Source organism: Hoeflea sp. TYP-13 (assembly GCF_040932035.1).
In the GTDB taxonomy this organism is placed as follows: Bacteria; Pseudomonadota; Alphaproteobacteria; order Rhizobiales; family Rhizobiaceae; genus Hoeflea_A.
The window spans coordinates 394,558-410,847 of record NZ_JBFRBB010000002.1; the positions used below are offsets into that span (position 1 = coordinate 394,558).

A 16,290-nucleotide genomic window follows, 5' to 3' on the forward strand; every position below is an offset into this window, starting at 1 on the left:
AAAATACTGTTGCAGCAACATAATCGAGGCTTACGCATGACCGTATTACAATCTGTACTGGATGGCATCGGCAACACACCGCTGATCAAACTCAAAAAAGCATCGGAACTGACTGGCTGCACCATTTTGGGCAAGGCCGAGTTTCTCAATCCCGGTCAGTCGGTCAAGGACCGCGCGGCTTTGTTCATCGTACGCGACGCCGAGAAAAAGGGGCTGCTTAATCCGGGCGGCGTCATTGTCGAAGGAACGGCGGGCAATACGGGTATCGGATTGTCGATGGTGGCCAAGGCGCTCGGATACCGCACGGTCATCGTCATTCCGGAAACGCAGAGTGAAGAAAAGAAGGACGCCCTGCGCCTGCTCGGTGCGGAGCTGGTCCAGGTGCCGGCGGTTCCCTACCGCAATCCAAACAATTACGTCCGTCTTTCAGGTCGCCTGGCCGAACAGATCGCAAGGGAAGACCCGAACGGCGCGATCTGGGCGAACCAGTTCGACAATGTCGTCAACCGGCAGGCTCATATTGAAACCACCGCGCCCGAGATCTGGCACGATACCGACGGCAAGGTCGACGGGTTCATCTGCGCCGTTGGCTCCGGCGGCACGCTTGCCGGTGTTGCCGCAGGCCTCAGAGAAAAGAATGCCGGCATCAAGATCGGCATCGCCGATCCCGAAGGCGCGGCGCTGTACAACCACTACAAGAACGGCGAATTGAAAGCCGAAGGCAGCTCGATCACCGAAGGTATCGGCCAGGGTCGCATCACCGCAAATCTTGAAGGATTCACACCGGATTTTGCTTATCAGGTACCTGATGCCGAAGCATTTCCATACATTTACGACCTGATCGAAGAGGAAGGCATGTGCCTCGGCGGATCGACCGGAATCAACATTGCCGGCGCCGTTCGCATGGCAAAGGACATGGGTCCCGGCCATACTATCGTGACGGTGCTTTGCGACTATGGAAACCGCTACCAGTCCAAGCTGTTCAATCCGGATTTCCTGCGTTCAAAAGAACTGCCCGTGCCGGAATGGATGGAAAGGACCCCCGACATTTCGGTGCCCTACGAAGAGGTCTGAACCTTGCAGGAAACACAGCAGCTATTTCTCGACGATGCCTATCTTTCGACGGCCGAAGGCCAGGTGACGGCCATCAACGATCGCGGTGGTATCCTGCTCGATCAGACCTGTTTTTACGCAACATCCGGCGGACAGCCGGGTGATGTCGGGTTTTTTGAGCGGGAAGACGGATCGAAAATCGAAGTCGCTGCAACAGTCAACGGTCAGTCGAAGGCCGAAATTGTCCACGTCCCTGCCAACGAGCAGGCCGTGCCTGAAATCGGTGAAAGACTGGCACTCCACATTGACTGGGCGCGGCGCTACCGCCTTATGCGCATGCACACGGCCTGCCACCTTCTGACCGTCGCATGCCCCTACCCCATTACCGGCGCCTCGGTTGGTGAAAATGAAAGCCGCATCGATTTCGATATGAGCGAAGCTGTCGACAAGGCGACGATCAGCGAAAAGCTGATGGAACTTGTCCACGGCAACCATCCGGTTTTTACGCAATGGATCGATGAAGCCGAGCTCGAAGCCAACCCGGGTCTCGTCAAATCGAAGAATGTTCGCCCGCCACGCGGCAGCGGCCGCATAAGGCTTGTCTGCATCGGCGATGCCGGCTCTGTCGACAGTCAGCCATGCGGCGGAACGCATGTCACGGAAACGGGTGAAGTCGGCGCAATCCATATTGGCAAGATAGAAAAAAAGGGACGCGAGAACCGCCGGTTCCGCATTCGCTTCGGCGAATTGCCCGGTTGAGAAACGCGAAGGGATCATGGCAAAGAAAAGCGCATTCGTTGTTTCAGCCGACTGGCTGGAGCAGCAGATCGGTCAGGAACATCTCAGAATAGTCGACGCATCCTGGTATCTGCCGGCGCAGCAGCGCGACGCAAAGGCTGAATATGCGGAAGGTCATATCCCCGGCGCTGTATTCTTCGATCAGGATGCTGTTGTCGAACCCGGCGTGAATTTGCCGCATGCCTTGCCGAGCCCAGCTGTCTTTGCCGAACACGTTTCGGGGCTCGGAATATCCACAGAGGACACCATTGTCGTATGTGACGGTCTTGGCATGTTCACGGCTCCGCGCGTTTGGTGGATGCTGCGTGTGATGGGCGCCAAGCATGTTTATGTGCTCGACGGCGGCATTGATGACTGGAAGCACTCCGGACGCCCCGTGACGACCGACCTCCCGGACTATGCAGCCGGTCGGTTCGAACCCGCATTCGATGAAAACGCCGTTGTCCGGCTGGACGAAATGCAGCGGATTGTCGGCAGTGGCTCGAGCCAGATTGCCGATGCACGCGGTTCAGGCCGCTTTACCGGCGCGGAAGCCGAGCCGCGCGAGGGCATGCGATCCGGCCATATGCCGGGCGCCCGCAACATTCCGGTCTTTTCCCTGTCGGAAAATGGCCACCTCAAATCCCTCGACGAACTACGCACGATAATCGAAGAAGCAGGCATCGATCCGTCCGGACCGGTTGTCACCACCTGCGGATCGGGCGTTACTGCCGCAGTCATTACACTGGCTTTGCAGTCCATCGGCAACGAGCAAACGCGGCTATATGACGGTTCCTGGTCCGAATGGGGCGCCCGGGATGACACGCCCGTTGCGACCGGAGACGCGTAATGGCAAGGACGAGCCCGCCGCTCCGAGCCGTCGTAACCTATCTTGAGCAGCTTAGCCGGCCGACATTGTTGTCGCCAATGCCGGTGAACCTGCACGTCGCAATCATGAAGCAGTCGGAAATGCCGCTGCATTTCTACCGCTATCTTCAGTTTCAGATCGGCCGCGAGTGGCACTGGGTTGCACGGCTGCGCCTTAGCGATGATGCGCTGTCCAAGATCATTCACGATCCGAAGACATCCATCCACGTGCTTTACCTCAACGGTGCGCCTTCCGGGTTTTTCGAACTGCATCAGAGCGATCCGGAAACCGTCAATCTTGAGTATTTCGGCATGATGCCCCACGCCCATGGCCGCGGGCTTGGCCGCTGGTTTCTGTCGCAGGCCCTGGAGGCGGCGTGGGAACCCAGCCCGCTCAAGGTGACGGTGAACACCTGCACGCTTGACCACCCGGCGGCCCTGCCGCTTTACCAGAAGCTCGGCTTCAATCCGATCGGCCAGAGCGAGACCTTCATCCATCCGTTAACCGATGCGGATCTGATACGCATCGCGCAATCGAGATAGGCGACGCAGCGCACCTGCCGTTTGGCTGAACGGCGCGTTCATCGTGGCTTCAGCCGCACTTTCCTATCGTTTCTCCATCAAACACACGGCCGGCACAGTTCCGGTCGACCGACCAGGAGGACGACAGTCATGAAACGTCGCACATTCATCACCGCTCTTGCCACGGCAATTGTCGCACCGGCAGCAGCATCCGCAGAAACACTCAAACTCACCATCGACAACGGCAAGGTTAAACCCAAGCTGTTGATTGCAAATGACAAGTTCAACAAGAAGGCACCTTCGGCCCTGACCATCGAAAAGAGTCTGAGCGCACCGCCAACCGTCAAAATCAAGCCGTCGATGAAGGGAACCGTCAAGGAAATAAAACGGCGCAAGGCCCTTCGCCACGTTGCGCCGTCAATCGAGATCCAGGCAATCAATTTCGCATTCGGATCGCCGCAAATCCCGTCCAGCCAGCATTGGAAAGTGGAGCAGATCGCGAACGCCATGCACAATATGCTGGCGCACAATCCCAACGAACTGTTCCTGATCGAAGGACACACCGATGCCGTCGGCTCCTACGCCAGCAACCAGCGTCTGTCGGAACGCAGGGCAAATTCGCTTCAGCGCGTTCTCTCAGGCTATTTCGGCGTACCGCACTATGCGCTCGAGACCGTCGGATATGGCGAAGAGGACCTGCTTATCCCGACACCCTATGCCGATTGGCGCAACCGGCGCGTCACCCTGCGCAGGATCACCGATATTGTCTATCAGTGAGCATTGGCAATTTTGAAGGCCCCTATCAATCTCCACCGTCAGACAACTGGCAGCGCAGCCCGCACAACAGTAACTGCGTATCGGTCTAGCTTGCCAGTCTGACGGCCTCGGCATTGCCTCTTGCACGTCCGTAGAATTCGAAGGTCTCCGCGTTGAAATAGACCCTGTATGGCAGGGTCGAGCCTCCGCAATAGGAAAAATAGATCGGCATATCCCGGTGTGTCTGTGATTTCACCCAGCCACCGTTTTCCCGCAAGTCGCTCTCGCTGCAAATTCTGGCTTCTATCAGCCAGCGGGCAGCGCCGGCAAAGGATGTTCCATATCTCTCAAGGTCATCCGACCACGCAACAAGCTCTTCGTAATCTTTGTCGTTGAGTGTGCGTGGCGGCAAATCGGCGGCGACTGCAATGCAGACAACGCCAAACACACCCACGGCTATAATTGATCCAATATTCACTAGACGTGCCCCCCGGTATCTAGCTGCATGGATCATTGTAGCCGGGTACAATTAAGTTCCGCTTCAGGAAATAGTTCAAATGCCAACTGAAAAAATATAGAAATATCAATCGCTAAACCGCGTGATCTCGCGACTGCACAGAAACACTCGCATCGCTCACCGCTGTTGCAATCTATAGTCCGAAAACAAGAAAGGCCGCGCTGCTTGATGCAACGCGGCCTTTGCTTCTGGCTGATTGTGTATCCTACGCAACCTGGAGGACGGCGGCGGGTTCAGCCAGATCGTAACCGAGCGCTTCTGCGACCGGTGCGTTGGTGATGCGACCGCGGTGGACATTGAGCCCCGCACGCAGGTGCCGGTCTTCGGCAATCGCCTGCAGACCCTTGTCAGCGAGCTGCAGGCCGTAATGCAGCGTCGCATTGTTCAGTGCGTGGGCCGAAGTGACCGGAACGGCGCCGGGCATGTTGGCAACGCAGTAGTGGATGATGCCGTCGACCTCATAGGTCGGATCGGAATGGGTGGTCGCATGGGAGGTTTCGAAGCATCCGCCCTGGTCGATGGCGACATCGACGATCACCGCGGCCTTTTTCATGCCGGACAGCATTTCCCGGGTAACAAGCTTCGGCGCGGCGGCACCGGCGACGAGCACGGCACCGACAACAACGTCAGCGGAAAAGACTTCCTGTTCCAGCGCCTCAATGGTCGAGTAGCGCGTGTGGACGCGGCCGTTGAAGATATCGTCAAGCTGACGCAGGCGCGGGATCGAACGGTCGAGAATGGTGACATCCGCACCAAGGCCGACGGCCATTTTTGCAGCATTGAGACCGACGACACCGCCGCCGATGACGGTTACCTTGCCCGGCAGCACACCCGGCACGCCGCCGAGCAGCACCCCGCGGCCGCCATTTGCCTTCTGCAGCGCCGTGGCGCCGGCCTGGATGGCAAGACGTCCGGCAACTTCGGACATCGGCGCAAGCAGCGGCAGGCCGCCGTGATCGTCAGTCACCGTCTCGTACGCAACAGCCGTGCAGCCGGATTCGACAAGACCCTTGGTCTGCTCTGGATCCGGAGCAAGGTGAAGATAGGTGTAAAGGAGCTGGCCTTCACGCAGCATAGCCCATTCGGACGGCTGTGGTTCCTTGACCTTAACGATCATGTCGGACTGGTCGAAGACATCCTTCGCCGTCGGCACGATCTTGGCGCCGGCAGCCTGATAGACACCGTCATCGGCATCAATGGCAACGCCCGCATTCGTTTCCACGATAACTTCGTGGCCATGGGCAACATATTCACGCACCGAACCCGGCGTCAGACCGACACGGTATTCGTTGTTCTTGATTTCTTTTGGGCAACCGACTCGCATCTCGAATCCTCCACAGTTTAGCCGCGCCTCATCAGGGCGCTATTCATCGTGGCGTTATTCGAACATATAGGGCGCGAAATGTCCTTGCGAAGTGTGTTTGAAATAGGCAGCGTTTTCGAATATTATTGCACAAACGGGTAATTTGCCGAAAGATTCCACGAATGGATAAGCTAGACGCAATTGATATCGCCATATTGAAGACATTGCAGGAGGACGGCCGAATCTCCAACGCCAATCTTGCGGACAAGGTCGGACTTTCGGCCTCTGCATGCTCGCGCAGGCTCGATGTTCTTGAAAAAACCGGCGTCGTTCGCGGCTACCATGCACGCCTATCCAACAAGGCGCTTAATTATACAATGACGGCAATCGTCCACATCTCCCTGTCCGGCCAGTTTGAAAAAACGCTCAGCGAATTCGAGGCGGCGGTCAAACGCTGCCCCAATGTGCTGGTTTGCTATCTGATGTCCGGCGAATACGATTACATATTGCGCGTCGCCGCAAAGGACCTCCAGGACTATGAACGCATCCACAAGGAGTGGCTTTCAGCCCTGCCCCATGTCGTGCGCATCAACTCCTCGTTTGCGCTGCGCGAAATCATAGACCGCCCTAACATTGACATTGATATGCGCTGACTTTCACGCATAGAGTGTGGCGACGATCAGCAAAGCCGGGAAACAAATATGGCAAAACGATCCAGACTGACCAGGATCCTCTACGGCCTTGCCGTGCTGATCATCGCAGGCGCAATTGCATTTTTCATGGGACCGCGAACACCAGTGAGCACTGAGATCAGTTTCGATGCGGCAACGATCGGTGAAGACGTCGAAGCGTATCTTTCGGAAGCAGAGGCCCGATTTGACGATATCCGGGACGGCCTCAACAAGCATATCGTCTGGGCCTATCCGAACTCGCGCGCGAAAACGCCGCTGGCCATCGTCTATGTCCACGGCTTTTCCGCCTCGGCGGGAGAAATCAAGCCGGTCATGGACATCGTAGCCAAGGATGTCGGCGCCAATCTTTTCTACACCCGCCTCAAGGGACATGGCAGGACAGGCGATGCGATGGCAGAGGCAACGGTCGCCGGCTGGGTCGACGACATCGCCGAAGCAATAGCCGTCGGCCGCCGGATCGGCGAAAAGGTCGTGCTTGTCGGGACATCGACCGGCGGCACTTTGATTACCTGGGCCGCAACGCAACCTGACCTTTCGAAGGACGTCGTCGGCATCGTCAACATTTCCCCCAACTTTGGCCCTCAGGCCGCGGGCTCACAGCTTCTGACGATACCCTGGGCGCGGCAGATCGTGCGGCTGGTCGAAGGCGAACGCCGATCCTTCGAGCCGAAAAACGATCTGGTGAGGCAAAACTGGACCCATGAGTACCCCAGCGAGGCCGTGCTGCCCATGGCCGAACTCGTCAAACTCACCAACGAAGCCGATTTCGGGAAAATAACGATCCCGGCGCTGTTTGTGTTTTCGGAAAAGGATCAGGTCGTGCGCCCCGAAAGGACAAAGGTCGTGGAGAAACGATGGGGAGCCGATTCCGAGGTTGTACTGATCGAAGGTGATGAGGACGAAAACCATCATGTCCTAGCCGGGAACGCCACATCGCCCTCAACAACGCAGCAAACGGCGAACATCATCACCAGATGGATTCAGCAACTTCCGGGCGGCTCGTAACCAGAACTCAGTGATGCTCACCGGGCTTTCTGTCCGCTGAAAACAGGTAAATCACCAGGGTTACACCGATAAGTACCCCGTAGGTGGCAAAGAGCACGGAATAGGTCTGCTGCGGCTGCGCCGGATCGAAACTGGCGTCGGCGATCTGCCCGGTCAGAAACTGTATAAGCCCTACCCCGCCGATGGTAAAAAAATTCATCAGCGTGACGCCGCGCCCTGTCAGATGCATCGGAAAGAAAGAGCGCGCATGTGCCATGAGCACGCCGTAGCTCGCACCGAATATGCCGACGGCAAACATGAGGATAGTGACCTGCCACAGGGGCTGCATCGGAAATGCGGCGAGCGCCACCAGTGCGAGAAAACTGCCTGAGTTGCCGACAAAGCAGACCCATTTTCGCGTCTTGAGCAGCGCATCGAGCGGCCCGTACAACACGCTGCCAAGGATCATCGAGACGGCCATGAACAGGGAAACATTTCCGATTACCTGTGTCGATGCGCCATAAACATCAGCGAGATAGGGCCCGACCCACAGGCCCCGAATCCCGGCTGCCGGTGCATAGTTGACCGCAATCAACGGTATGATGAGCCAAAGCGCGGGAATTTTAAGAAGGTGCAGATAACCCGAAAGGCCTGTTCCGCTGCCCTCCTCGCGCTCGATCGGCGGGTCCTTGACCAGCCTGTAGATAGCGATGGCCGTCACAAGCGAAATGACGCCGAGTCCCAGCATCGTCTCACGCCATCCAACACTGTCGACCGCAATTGCCAGCGGCTTGGCACCGATGACATTGCCTGCCGTGCCCAGCGCGACAAACCACGACGAAAGCACCGCAAACCGGGCGGGCGAAAACTCATAGGCAAAGATGAAAAACGCCGCCATCAGAACCGGCGAGCAGCCAACGCCGATCATGCCCATGGCTATGATGATTTCAATGGGCGATGTTGCGGCGGCAAAGAGGAAGGCGCCGCCGCCGGCGCCCGCCGCAAAGAGAATTGCCGCGGTCCGTTTCGGGCCGAACCGGTCGAGCGAGATGCCGACGATGAACTGCATGAGCGCAAATGTCAGGAACCATACGCCCGAAGCCAGGGACAGCTCGGCCTTGCCCGCACCAAGCTCATCGATAAGCACAGGCGTCAATACGGCAAGGAAGGACCGATAGAACTGGGAAAAGACATAAGCCGCTGCCAGCGCGGCGATCCCGGCCATTCAGGCGCCGATCCGGCAAAGTTGAAACAGGGCCGCATCACGATCCCGGATCTCGTCAGCCATTGCGCTTTGCGCCGCATCTTCAATGCTGAGCATTCACTTCCCCCATGAATGAAAAATCGCCGGTCAGATGATCAGGCTGGCAAGAACTTCATTATCCGTTATGTCCTCATACCGCAAACCCGCATCGTCAAATGCACCGGTCAGCGCATCGAAGTTTTCGGGACGCTTGGTTTCGATCCCGATAAGGACAGAGCCGAAATTGCGGGCTGACTTCTTCAGATATTCGAACCGTGCGATATCGTCCTCCGGCCCGAGCATATTGAGGAAATCGCGAAGCGCTCCCGGTCTCTGCGCCATGCGCAGAATGAAGTATTTCTTCAGGCCCGAATGGCGCATCGCCCGCTCTTTAACGTCCGGCAGGCGCTCGAAGTCGAAGTTTCCGCCCGACACGATAACGATGACGGTCTTTCCGGCGATCGACTGGCGGTCCATTTCCTCAAGCGCCGCGATAGCCAACGCACCCGCTGGCTCAAGCACGACACCCTCGACATTGAGCAGTTCCGATATCGTGACGCACACGGCGTTCTCCGCAATCAGCATCACCTGGTCCGCAGCGAAGGATTTGAGTGCGTCAAAATTCCGGCTGCCGATTTCGGCGACAGCGGCACCGTCGACAAAATTGTCGACCTGGTCGAGCTTTATACGTTTGCCGGCTGTCAGGCTCTCCTTCAGACTCGGCGCGCCTTCCGGCTCGCAAAAGACAAAGGACTCGTTGCCGATCCGGCCTCCGAGATATCCGGTCATCCCCGCAGAAAGCCCACCGCCGCCTACCGGAATGATAAAAAGGTCCGGGTTGGCGTCGCCCGGGAGTTGATCGAGGATTTCCGCCGCGACCGTTGCCTGGCCCTCAATAATGTCGGGATGGTCAAACGGCGGCACCATCAGGGCGCCCGTCTCCTTTGAATGCGCCTTTGCGGCGGCGTAGCACTCGTCGAAAATATCGCCATGGAGCCGCACATCGATAAAGTCGCCTCCGAAAGCCTTGGTCTTGTCGATCTTCTGCGGCGGCGTGGTGACCGGCATGAAGACGACGCCCGGTTTTTTGAAATGCCTGCACACAAAGGCAAAGCCCTGGGCATGGTTGCCGGCGGACGCGCAGACAAACCGCTCAGCCGGATCATCCGCGGCGAGCGCCTTGCGGAAGAAGTTAAACGCACCACGGATTTTGTAAGACCGGACCGGCGAAAGGTCTTCACGCTTGAGGAAAATCCGCGCGCCATATTTGTCGCTCAGGAACAGATTGTGCTGCAGCGGCGTCGGCGCGAACAGCTCCCTCATTACCGCCTTTGCACTGTCAACGTCCTGTTTCATTGCTGTTTCCGGTGTGTCATTCGGCCAACGCGATGCCAAGGGTTGCTCCCCGACGATGCCAGCCCATCTAAAATAGTTCCGGAGCTGTAACAGCAAATTGGCGGAACGGCGACATCGCAGGCGCAGAATATTCTCTACCGCGGCGATATTTGAGTAGATGGTAGCATCGAACGTAAGACCCGTACGGAACACGGCATTCGCACATTCCACAAATTGGGCTTGCAATCCGGCGCTGGATAATTACCAGTACGCAAGGGCCCCCTTGGCGAAATTGGTATACGCAACAGACTTAAAATCTGTCACCCGAATGGGTTTGCCGGTTCAAGTCCGGCAGGGGGCACCAGATTTCCGCCGTCAAATTCAGTTTATGCTGTGCCGGATTTGACATTGGCAATAACTTTTACGCGTCCGGTTTCCTCATCGAGGCTTTTGTGAATTGCACAGAAAATTCCGCGCAAGCGGAATTGGACTGACTTGCAGAACAATTGGACATCGGGAATGCTTCGCGCGTCATTAAAATAAACCTTCGTTTAATGGCAAATTTCCAGAACCTGTGTTCAGCTAGACCCGCCGGAGCGGTTTGTTCCGATGCCATCACCCCTTTAGGTGCATTGGAAATGTGACAATTTATCCGGTTGGGGCGCGGCCCGTCCGTTCACAAACACCTGAGCGGCACCCATCTGCCTGCTGGAACGGACGGGTGCCCCATTTTGACAGTTCAATTCACGGCTTCAATCTTCATGCCGTCGCTGCCAGGCCGTTGCAGTTGCGTGTGGCGCAACCGTGCAACGCGGTTCCGCACCTTCCCTCAAGACGATATTTTACAGTCATGGCAACTGTCTCGGTATCTAGGCTCTCTCCTTCGCTATAGCCGTAAACATTTTGCGTTCATCCCGTCCGGACAAACCGACTCAGTTGTTGATTCCCCACCGGAGCGAAATCGCAGCTATGGACACAATGCAAATCCCGACAGTCGACGACTGCCTGAGCACCTTCGTGTGGGTTGAATATCCCCCAACAAATGTCCCTCAGGCGGCGAAATAAACCTTTTGCATATAGAGATAGAAAACCCGCTGATCTATGCGTGGTGGGTGTCCTGACCAAGCTCCGCCCAGCGCGGTCAGGACACATTCCCGTTGCCTGTCACAGAGCACGTTGGCTCTTGCCCCAACTTGGCGCGAGCTCTGCGCAGGCAACGGGACAACAACCATCAGTCACACCAGCTCGACATAGCACATCACGGGATTCCTCCCTTCGATGTCCCAGCGGTTGTCAAGTTAAATATCATTCACTTGTAGTGGTTCGACGCTTGGATTATGCAGCCCGTGGGGGCCTTTTTCAGGACCCCTTTCTATGTTTTTTTATCCCATTACGCAGATAATTCCGCATCGCAATCTTCGCAGAAAATTCCGCAGCACACATCGCTTGCACAAACATCTGAAAACACTCTCAGACAAGACAATCATCCTGGTTGCCGGCTACGAAAAATCCGGCAATTCCTGGCTTTGCCGCCTCATAGCGCAGGCACTCGATTGTCCTGCCATTGGTTTTGCCGGTTATAGGCGACGACATGACAGTCTGCCGGAAATAGCGCTTGAAGGTCTCGACCGCACCGGCCGGCCGGATCTGGTCGTCTTGAAATCCCACCAGCCGATTGGCGATTTCGAGCGTTTGGACAGGTCGCGAATCAAACTGGTGTCCATTGTTCGTGATCCGCGCGACATTCTTGTTTCGGGAATGCATTATTTCTTCAAGGGTAAACCGGATGCCGATAAAAAGATGCTACGGCGGATGCAGGGCAGCCTGGGGTTTCGCAGCTGGCAGCAATATGTTGACGAGTTTCAAGCAAGCAGCTGCCCGATTGTCCGCTACGAAGATTTGCTGCTGAACACCGAAAAGGAGCTTGCCCGGCTGCTTACCAGGGCAGGCCTTGATTTTTGCCTCCGACAGTTAAAGACAGCGGTGCATGATCAATCATTTGAAGTTGCTAGATCCCGGTACCGCAAGACCGGAGAACTCCATAAGCTCAACCATGCCAGATCCGGCACGATCGGCGGCCATCGGCACGCTTTGTCAGTTGAGATGATTGAGCGGGTTAATCGTGAGATGTCAGCGTCCATGAGCCGTTTGGGCTACGCTAGTGCAGCTTCAAACATTTTGGATACGCGGACGGTGCTGCGGACAGCGACTTAGCATATTCGGGATGTCTCCCGGGCCTGTTCTGCCTATTGCAGGTTACAATGCTAACCGCACCCTGTTGAAACAAAGGCATAAAATAGTCGTATACAGCGAAGAGGCACACAAAACAGGGCGCGAAGTGCAAGCGGCCGGGCGGATCATAATGGCCGGCGGGGGACCGCCGGCTCCGGGGCGTTGGGACACGCCCGGCCTTGGGACCACGAGACGGAAATCCGTGGTGAGAAATTTATGCGCCTGCAACCCGGAGTTGTCAATAGCAATGACACCTCCATGTCCATGACGGGCCTGCCGGAAGCTCCGCGCTTGCCTCCCACGATAAACCGGTGGTTCGTTTATCCGACACCCCAGCCGCCGCCGCCCGGTGTTTTCATGCAAAACACATCGCCCGGATTAACATCGGTATGGTCGTTGCCCGCAAGATGCTCAATTGACCCATCCTGGCGCAGAACGCTGTTTTCGCCACAAGCGCCGTCTTCTCCGCCCCGTTTACCGAACGGTCTTGTTTGCCGGTGCGACGTCAGCGTCGTCACGGTCATGGCTTCGAGGAATTGCAGTTTACGCACAATACCGTCGCCGCCCGCATTGGCGCCGCTGCCGCCCGAACCGCGGCGGATGGAAAATTCGGCAACGCGCACCGGAAACCGTTTTTCCAGCACTTCCGGATCCGTCATGCGTGTGTTGGTCATGTGGGAATGAACCGCGCTCGCACCCGAAAAATCGGGCCCTGCCCCGGTCCCGCCGCAGATCGTTTCATAGTTCTGCAGATGGTCGTTGCCCCAGACGAAATTGTTCATGGTGCCTTGCGAACCGGCAATCACGCCGAGCGCGCCATAAAGACAATCGGCGATAGACTGGCTGACCTCGGTATTGCCCGCTATGACCGCCGCAGGGTAAACCGGATTGATCATCGAGCCGACCGGCGCGATGATCTTCAACGGTTTCAAACATCCCTCGTTCATTGGAATTTCCGCGCCGACGAGCGTGCGGAAGACATAGAGCACAACGGCGGTACACACCGAAGCCGGAGCGTTGTAGTTGCCGCTGTCCTGCTCGGATGTGCCGGTAAAGTCGATGACCGCTTCGCGCGCATCCGGATCGACGGTGATATTGACGCTGATCCGCGCGCCGCTGTCCAGCGGATAGGTGAACGTGCCGTTCTCCAGCCGCGTAATCACCCGGCGAACCGATTCTTCGGCATTGTCCTGGACATGGCCCATATAGGCGATGACGGCTTGCTGGCCGTAGGTGCCAATCATGCGTCTGACTTCACGCACGCCCGTTTCGTTGGCGGCAATCTGAGCTTCCAGGTCGGCCATGTTCTCGTTGATGTTGCGGCACGGATATTGGCCCGAACCGAGGAGTGCCCGGGTCTCGGCATCGCGAAGCTTGCCGCCTTCCACCAGCTTGAAATTACTTATTAAAACGCCCTCTTCATCGATATGGCGACTGTCGGGTGGAGCCGATCCCGGGGTGCGCCCGCCAATATCCGCGTGGTGGCCACGTGAGCCGACAAAAAACAGAATATTATCGCCCGCGTCGTCAAAGACGGGTGTAATGACCGTAACGTCTGGAAGGTGCGTACCGCCTTCGAAGGGGTTGTTCAGCATGTAGCTGTCACCCGGGCGAATCTTGCCCCGGTTCTCGTTCAGAACCGTTCGCACACTCTGACTCATCGAGCCGAGATGCACTGGTACATGCGGCGCGTTGGCGACCAGCCCGCCGGTACCGTCGAACAACGCACAGGAAAAATCGAGCCGCTCCTTGATGTTGACCGAATAGGCCGTGTTGGCAAGCGTTGCGCCCATTTGCTCCGCGATCGACATAAACAGGTTGTTGAAGACCTCGAGCATGATCGGATCGGCTTCGGTTCCGAGCGCCGCCTGCCGGCTCTTGGTAACGATTCGGGTCAGAACCAGGTTTCCTAAAGGATCGAGTTTCGCCTGCCAGCCGGCTTCGACAATATTGGTGCCGGTGCGCTCCGTTATGATTGCAGGTCCCGCAACAGCCTGACCGACAGCCAGTTCGTCACGGTCATAAAGCGGAGAGTTCGCCCATTCGCCGTCGCTACGCATTCGCACATGGGCCAGCGGCTTTGCTTCGACAGCACCTTGCGGAGCAAGTGCGGCAGACGCTGCTTCGGACTTTCCGATCGCTTCCGCCGCCAGCATATCAATGATCAGTTCGCGGCTGGGCGATGCAAAACCGTAGCGCGCCTGATGTGCGATATCGAAACGCTCCTGCATCTCTGCCGGTGTTCCAAACTGCACTTCCAGTGTCTGGTGGGAGCCGGCATAGCGCAGATGCGCCCGCAATTCGGATTCGATCTGATCATCGGCAACCCCCTGCCCGGCAACTTCCGTGCGCGCTTCCGCTTCCATCCGCGCCAGCACGGCCTGCGCCCTTTCGGCCTTCTCAACGCCGCCGTCGAATTGCTCTTCGCGAAGTGCCCTGATTTCCGCAAGCCCCATGCCGTAAGCCGACAAGACGCCGGCAAACGGATGAATGAAGACAGAGGTCATACCCAACGCGTCGGCGACGAGACACGCATGCTGCCCGCCGGCTCCACCGAAGCAGTTGAGCGTATAGGCTGTGACGTTGTAACCGCGCTGTACCGAGATCTTCTTTATGGCGTTCGCCATGTTTTCAACCGCAACCCTGAGGAAACCTTCCGCGGTTTCTTCGGGCGACAACGCCGGCAGTCCGGTCTGGTTGGCCACCTCCTGCGCCAGTTCTTCGAATTTCAGCCGCACAATCTGTGTGTCCAGCGGCTGGTCGGCATGGGGCCCAAACACATTTGGAAAATGATCGGGATTGAGCTTGCCGAGCATGACATTGCAGTCCGTCACCGTCAGCGGCCCGCCACGCCGGTAGCAGGCCGGGCCCGGATTGGCGCCGGCGCTTTCGGGACCCACCTGATAACGTCCGCCCCTGAACGTCAGGATCGATCCGCCACCGGCCGCCACGGTGTGGATATTCATCATCGGCGCGCGCATGCGCACGCCGGCAACTTCCGTCTCGAAGCTGCGCTCATATTCATCGGCGTAGTGGCACACATCGGTTGATGTGCCGCCCATGTCGAAACCGATCAGCTTGTCGAATCCGGCGAGCTCCGCAGTCTTGACCATGCCGACGACCCCGCCCGCAGGCCCTGACAAAATAGCGTCTTTTCCCTGAAACAGCCTGGCGTCCGTCAGCCCGCCATTCGATTGCATGAACATCAGTCTCTCACAGGCTCCGCCCTTGACGTCCAGCGCATCGGCCACCTGATCGACATAGCGGCGCAGAATCGGAGTGAGATAGGCATCGACAACGGTCGTATCCCCACGAGAGACAAGTTTGATCAACTTACTGGTCGCGTGGCTGGTCGAAACCTGGGTAAAGCCCATTTCCCGCGCAAGTTCAGCAACAGCGTTTTCATGGTCCGGATTGAGATAGCCGTGCATGAATGCGATGGCGACACCGCGCACGCCGTTCGCATGGGCGCGTACCAGCGCTGCGCGGGCTGAATCAAGATCCAGCGGCGTGACGATCTTCCCTTCGGCGTCGAGCCTTTCGCGCACCTCGCCCACATCGCAATAAAGCAGTTCAGGAAGCACGATATTGAGATCAAAGAGGCGCGGCCGGTTCTGATAGCCAATGCGCAGCAGGTCACCAAGGCCTTCTGTGACCAGAAGCAATGTCGGATCGCCCTTGCGCTCGAGAAGCGCATTCGTAGCCACGGTAGTGCCCATTTTGACGGCCGAAATGGTCGATTGCGGCAGAGTACTGTTCTGGCCCGCGCCGATCATTTCGCGCACGCCCTGAACTGCAGCATCCTTATACTGCTCGGGATTTTCCGACAGCAGCTTGTGGGTAATCAGCCTTCCATCGGGCTTGCGGGCGACTATGTCGGTGAATGTTCCACCACGATCTATCCAAAACTGCCACATGAGGCATAACTCCATTCTTCAATGGACCCAAACGTCCACCGTCTGCATTTTTCAGGTTTCGATCAAGCATTTCGGCAAATGCCCGGTTGTCG

The 16,290-nt window shown here is 57.3% G+C and carries 14 protein-coding genes and 1 tRNA gene; 9 read left to right on the top strand and 6 right to left on the bottom strand.

What is annotated here, in order from left to right:
• Positions 1 to 36 precede the first annotated feature (36 nt).
• The 5 genes from ABVT35_RS12210 to ABVT35_RS12230 all read left to right on the top strand — a co-directional run bounded on the left by ABVT35_RS12210 (position 37) and on the right by ABVT35_RS12230 (position 3,996).
• Positions 37 to 1,074, top strand: coding sequence for a cysteine synthase A (locus ABVT35_RS12210; RefSeq protein WP_368466742.1), 1,038 nt, complete (start codon positions 37 to 39; stop codon positions 1,072 to 1,074).
• A gap of 3 nt (positions 1,075 to 1,077) precedes the next feature.
• A complete protein-coding gene (locus ABVT35_RS12215) occupies positions 1,078 to 1,812 on the top strand; it encodes an alanyl-tRNA editing protein (protein ID WP_368466743.1) in 735 nt (244 codons plus the stop codon).
• 16 nt (positions 1,813 to 1,828) lie between these two features.
• A complete protein-coding gene (gene sseA / locus ABVT35_RS12220) occupies positions 1,829 to 2,680 on the top strand; it encodes a 3-mercaptopyruvate sulfurtransferase (RefSeq protein ID WP_368466744.1) in 852 nt (283 codons plus the stop codon).
• Entirely contained in the window at positions 2,680 to 3,240 is a 561-nt protein-coding gene (locus ABVT35_RS12225) for a GNAT family N-acetyltransferase (RefSeq protein ID WP_368466745.1), read from the top strand. Before sseA ends, ABVT35_RS12225 begins: the two co-directional genes overlap by 1 nt.
• Positions 3,241 to 3,369: 129 nt before the next feature.
• Positions 3,370 to 3,996, top strand: coding sequence for an OmpA family protein (locus tag ABVT35_RS12230; protein ID WP_368466746.1), 627 nt, complete (start codon positions 3,370 to 3,372; stop codon positions 3,994 to 3,996).
• A gap of 85 nt (positions 3,997 to 4,081) precedes the next feature.
• Here ABVT35_RS12230 and ABVT35_RS12235 read toward each other — a convergent pair whose 3' ends face one another.
• Together ABVT35_RS12235 and ald are read right to left on the bottom strand one after the other, a co-directional pair.
• Positions 4,082 to 4,453 carry a hypothetical protein gene (locus ABVT35_RS12235; RefSeq protein ID WP_368466748.1) on the bottom strand — a complete coding sequence of 124 codons (372 nt, stop codon included), beginning with the start codon at positions 4,451 to 4,453 and terminating at the stop codon, positions 4,082 to 4,084.
• Positions 4,454 to 4,697: 244 nt separating this feature from the next.
• Entirely contained in the window at positions 4,698 to 5,816 is a 1,119-nt protein-coding gene (ald, locus tag ABVT35_RS12240) for an alanine dehydrogenase (RefSeq protein ID WP_368466749.1), read from the bottom strand.
• Positions 5,817 to 5,977: 161 nt separating this feature from the next.
• On the opposite strand from ald, the gene ABVT35_RS12245 reads away from it, so the two are divergent.
• Positions 5,978 to 6,448 carry an Lrp/AsnC family transcriptional regulator gene (locus ABVT35_RS12245; protein WP_368466751.1) on the top strand — a complete coding sequence of 157 codons (471 nt, stop codon included), beginning with the start codon at positions 5,978 to 5,980 and terminating at the stop codon, positions 6,446 to 6,448.
• A gap of 48 nt (positions 6,449 to 6,496) precedes the next feature.
• Positions 6,497 to 7,492, top strand: a complete 996-nt coding sequence (locus ABVT35_RS12250) for an alpha/beta hydrolase (protein ID WP_368466752.1) — start codon at positions 6,497 to 6,499, stop codon at positions 7,490 to 7,492.
• Positions 7,493 to 7,499: 7 nt separating this feature from the next.
• Here the strand turns inward: ABVT35_RS12250 and ABVT35_RS12255 are convergent, their stop codons facing one another.
• Together ABVT35_RS12255 and ilvA are read right to left on the bottom strand one after the other, a co-directional pair.
• Positions 7,500 to 8,696 (bottom strand): MFS transporter, encoded by a 1,197-nt coding sequence (locus tag ABVT35_RS12255; RefSeq protein ID WP_368466753.1) that lies wholly within the window; start codon positions 8,694 to 8,696, stop codon positions 7,500 to 7,502.
• 126 nt (positions 8,697 to 8,822) lie between these two features.
• Entirely contained in the window at positions 8,823 to 10,070 is a 1,248-nt protein-coding gene (ilvA, locus tag ABVT35_RS12260; RefSeq protein WP_368466755.1) for a threonine ammonia-lyase, read from the bottom strand.
• Positions 10,071 to 10,326: 256 nt separating this feature from the next.
• On the opposite strand from ilvA, the gene ABVT35_RS12265 reads away from it, so the two are divergent.
• Positions 10,327 to 10,413, top strand: a tRNA-Leu gene (locus ABVT35_RS12265).
• A 1,106-nt stretch (positions 10,414 to 11,519) separates the two neighbouring features.
• On the opposite strand, the gene ABVT35_RS12270 is transcribed toward ABVT35_RS12265, so the two are convergent.
• The gene (locus ABVT35_RS12270) at positions 11,520 to 11,642 is read right to left on the bottom strand and encodes a hypothetical protein (RefSeq protein WP_368467916.1); all 123 of its coding nucleotides are present in this window, start codon (positions 11,640 to 11,642) and stop codon (positions 11,520 to 11,522) included.
• On the opposite strand from ABVT35_RS12270, the gene ABVT35_RS12275 reads away from it, so the two are divergent.
• On the top strand, positions 11,586 to 12,263 hold the full coding sequence (locus tag ABVT35_RS12275; protein WP_368467855.1) for a sulfotransferase domain-containing protein: 678 nt from the start codon (positions 11,586 to 11,588) through the stop codon (positions 12,261 to 12,263). The two genes, ABVT35_RS12270 and ABVT35_RS12275, sit on opposite strands and share 57 nt — an antisense overlap.
• A 338-nt stretch (positions 12,264 to 12,601) precedes the next feature.
• Here ABVT35_RS12275 and ABVT35_RS12280 read toward each other — a convergent pair whose 3' ends face one another.
• Positions 12,602 to 16,198 (bottom strand): hydantoinase B/oxoprolinase family protein, encoded by a 3,597-nt coding sequence (locus tag ABVT35_RS12280; RefSeq protein ID WP_368466757.1) that lies wholly within the window; start codon positions 16,196 to 16,198, stop codon positions 12,602 to 12,604.
• Positions 16,199 to 16,290: the final 92 nt, after the last annotated feature.

Bases quoted from the DNA above. Each gene is read 5' to 3' on its own strand.
- ABVT35_RS12225 (WP_368466745.1), top strand. From the start codon at position 2,680: ATGGCAAGGACGAGCCCGCCGCTCCGAGCCGTCGTAACCTATCTTGAG.
- sseA (WP_368466744.1), top strand. From the start codon at position 1,829: ATGGCAAAGAAAAGCGCATTCGTTGTTTCAGCCGACTGGCTGGAGCAG.
- ABVT35_RS12250 (WP_368466752.1), top strand. From the start codon at position 6,497: ATGGCAAAACGATCCAGACTGACCAGGATCCTCTACGGCCTTGCCGTG.
- ABVT35_RS12280 (WP_368466757.1), bottom strand. From the start codon at position 16,198: ATGTGGCAGTTTTGGATAGATCGTGGTGGAACATTCACCGACATAGTC.
- ABVT35_RS12255 (WP_368466753.1), bottom strand. From the start codon at position 8,696: ATGGCCGGGATCGCCGCGCTGGCAGCGGCTTATGTCTTTTCCCAGTTC.
- ilvA (WP_368466755.1), bottom strand. From the start codon at position 10,070: ATGAAACAGGACGTTGACAGTGCAAAGGCGGTAATGAGGGAGCTGTTC.
- ald (WP_368466749.1), bottom strand. From the start codon at position 5,816: ATGCGAGTCGGTTGCCCAAAAGAAATCAAGAACAACGAATACCGTGTC.
- ABVT35_RS12245 (WP_368466751.1), top strand. From the start codon at position 5,978: ATGGATAAGCTAGACGCAATTGATATCGCCATATTGAAGACATTGCAG.
- ABVT35_RS12230 (WP_368466746.1), top strand. From the start codon at position 3,370: ATGAAACGTCGCACATTCATCACCGCTCTTGCCACGGCAATTGTCGCA.
- ABVT35_RS12270 (WP_368467916.1), bottom strand. From the start codon at position 11,642: ATGTCGTCGCCTATAACCGGCAAAACCAATGGCAGGACAATCGAGTGC.
- ABVT35_RS12210 (WP_368466742.1), top strand. From the start codon at position 37: ATGACCGTATTACAATCTGTACTGGATGGCATCGGCAACACACCGCTG.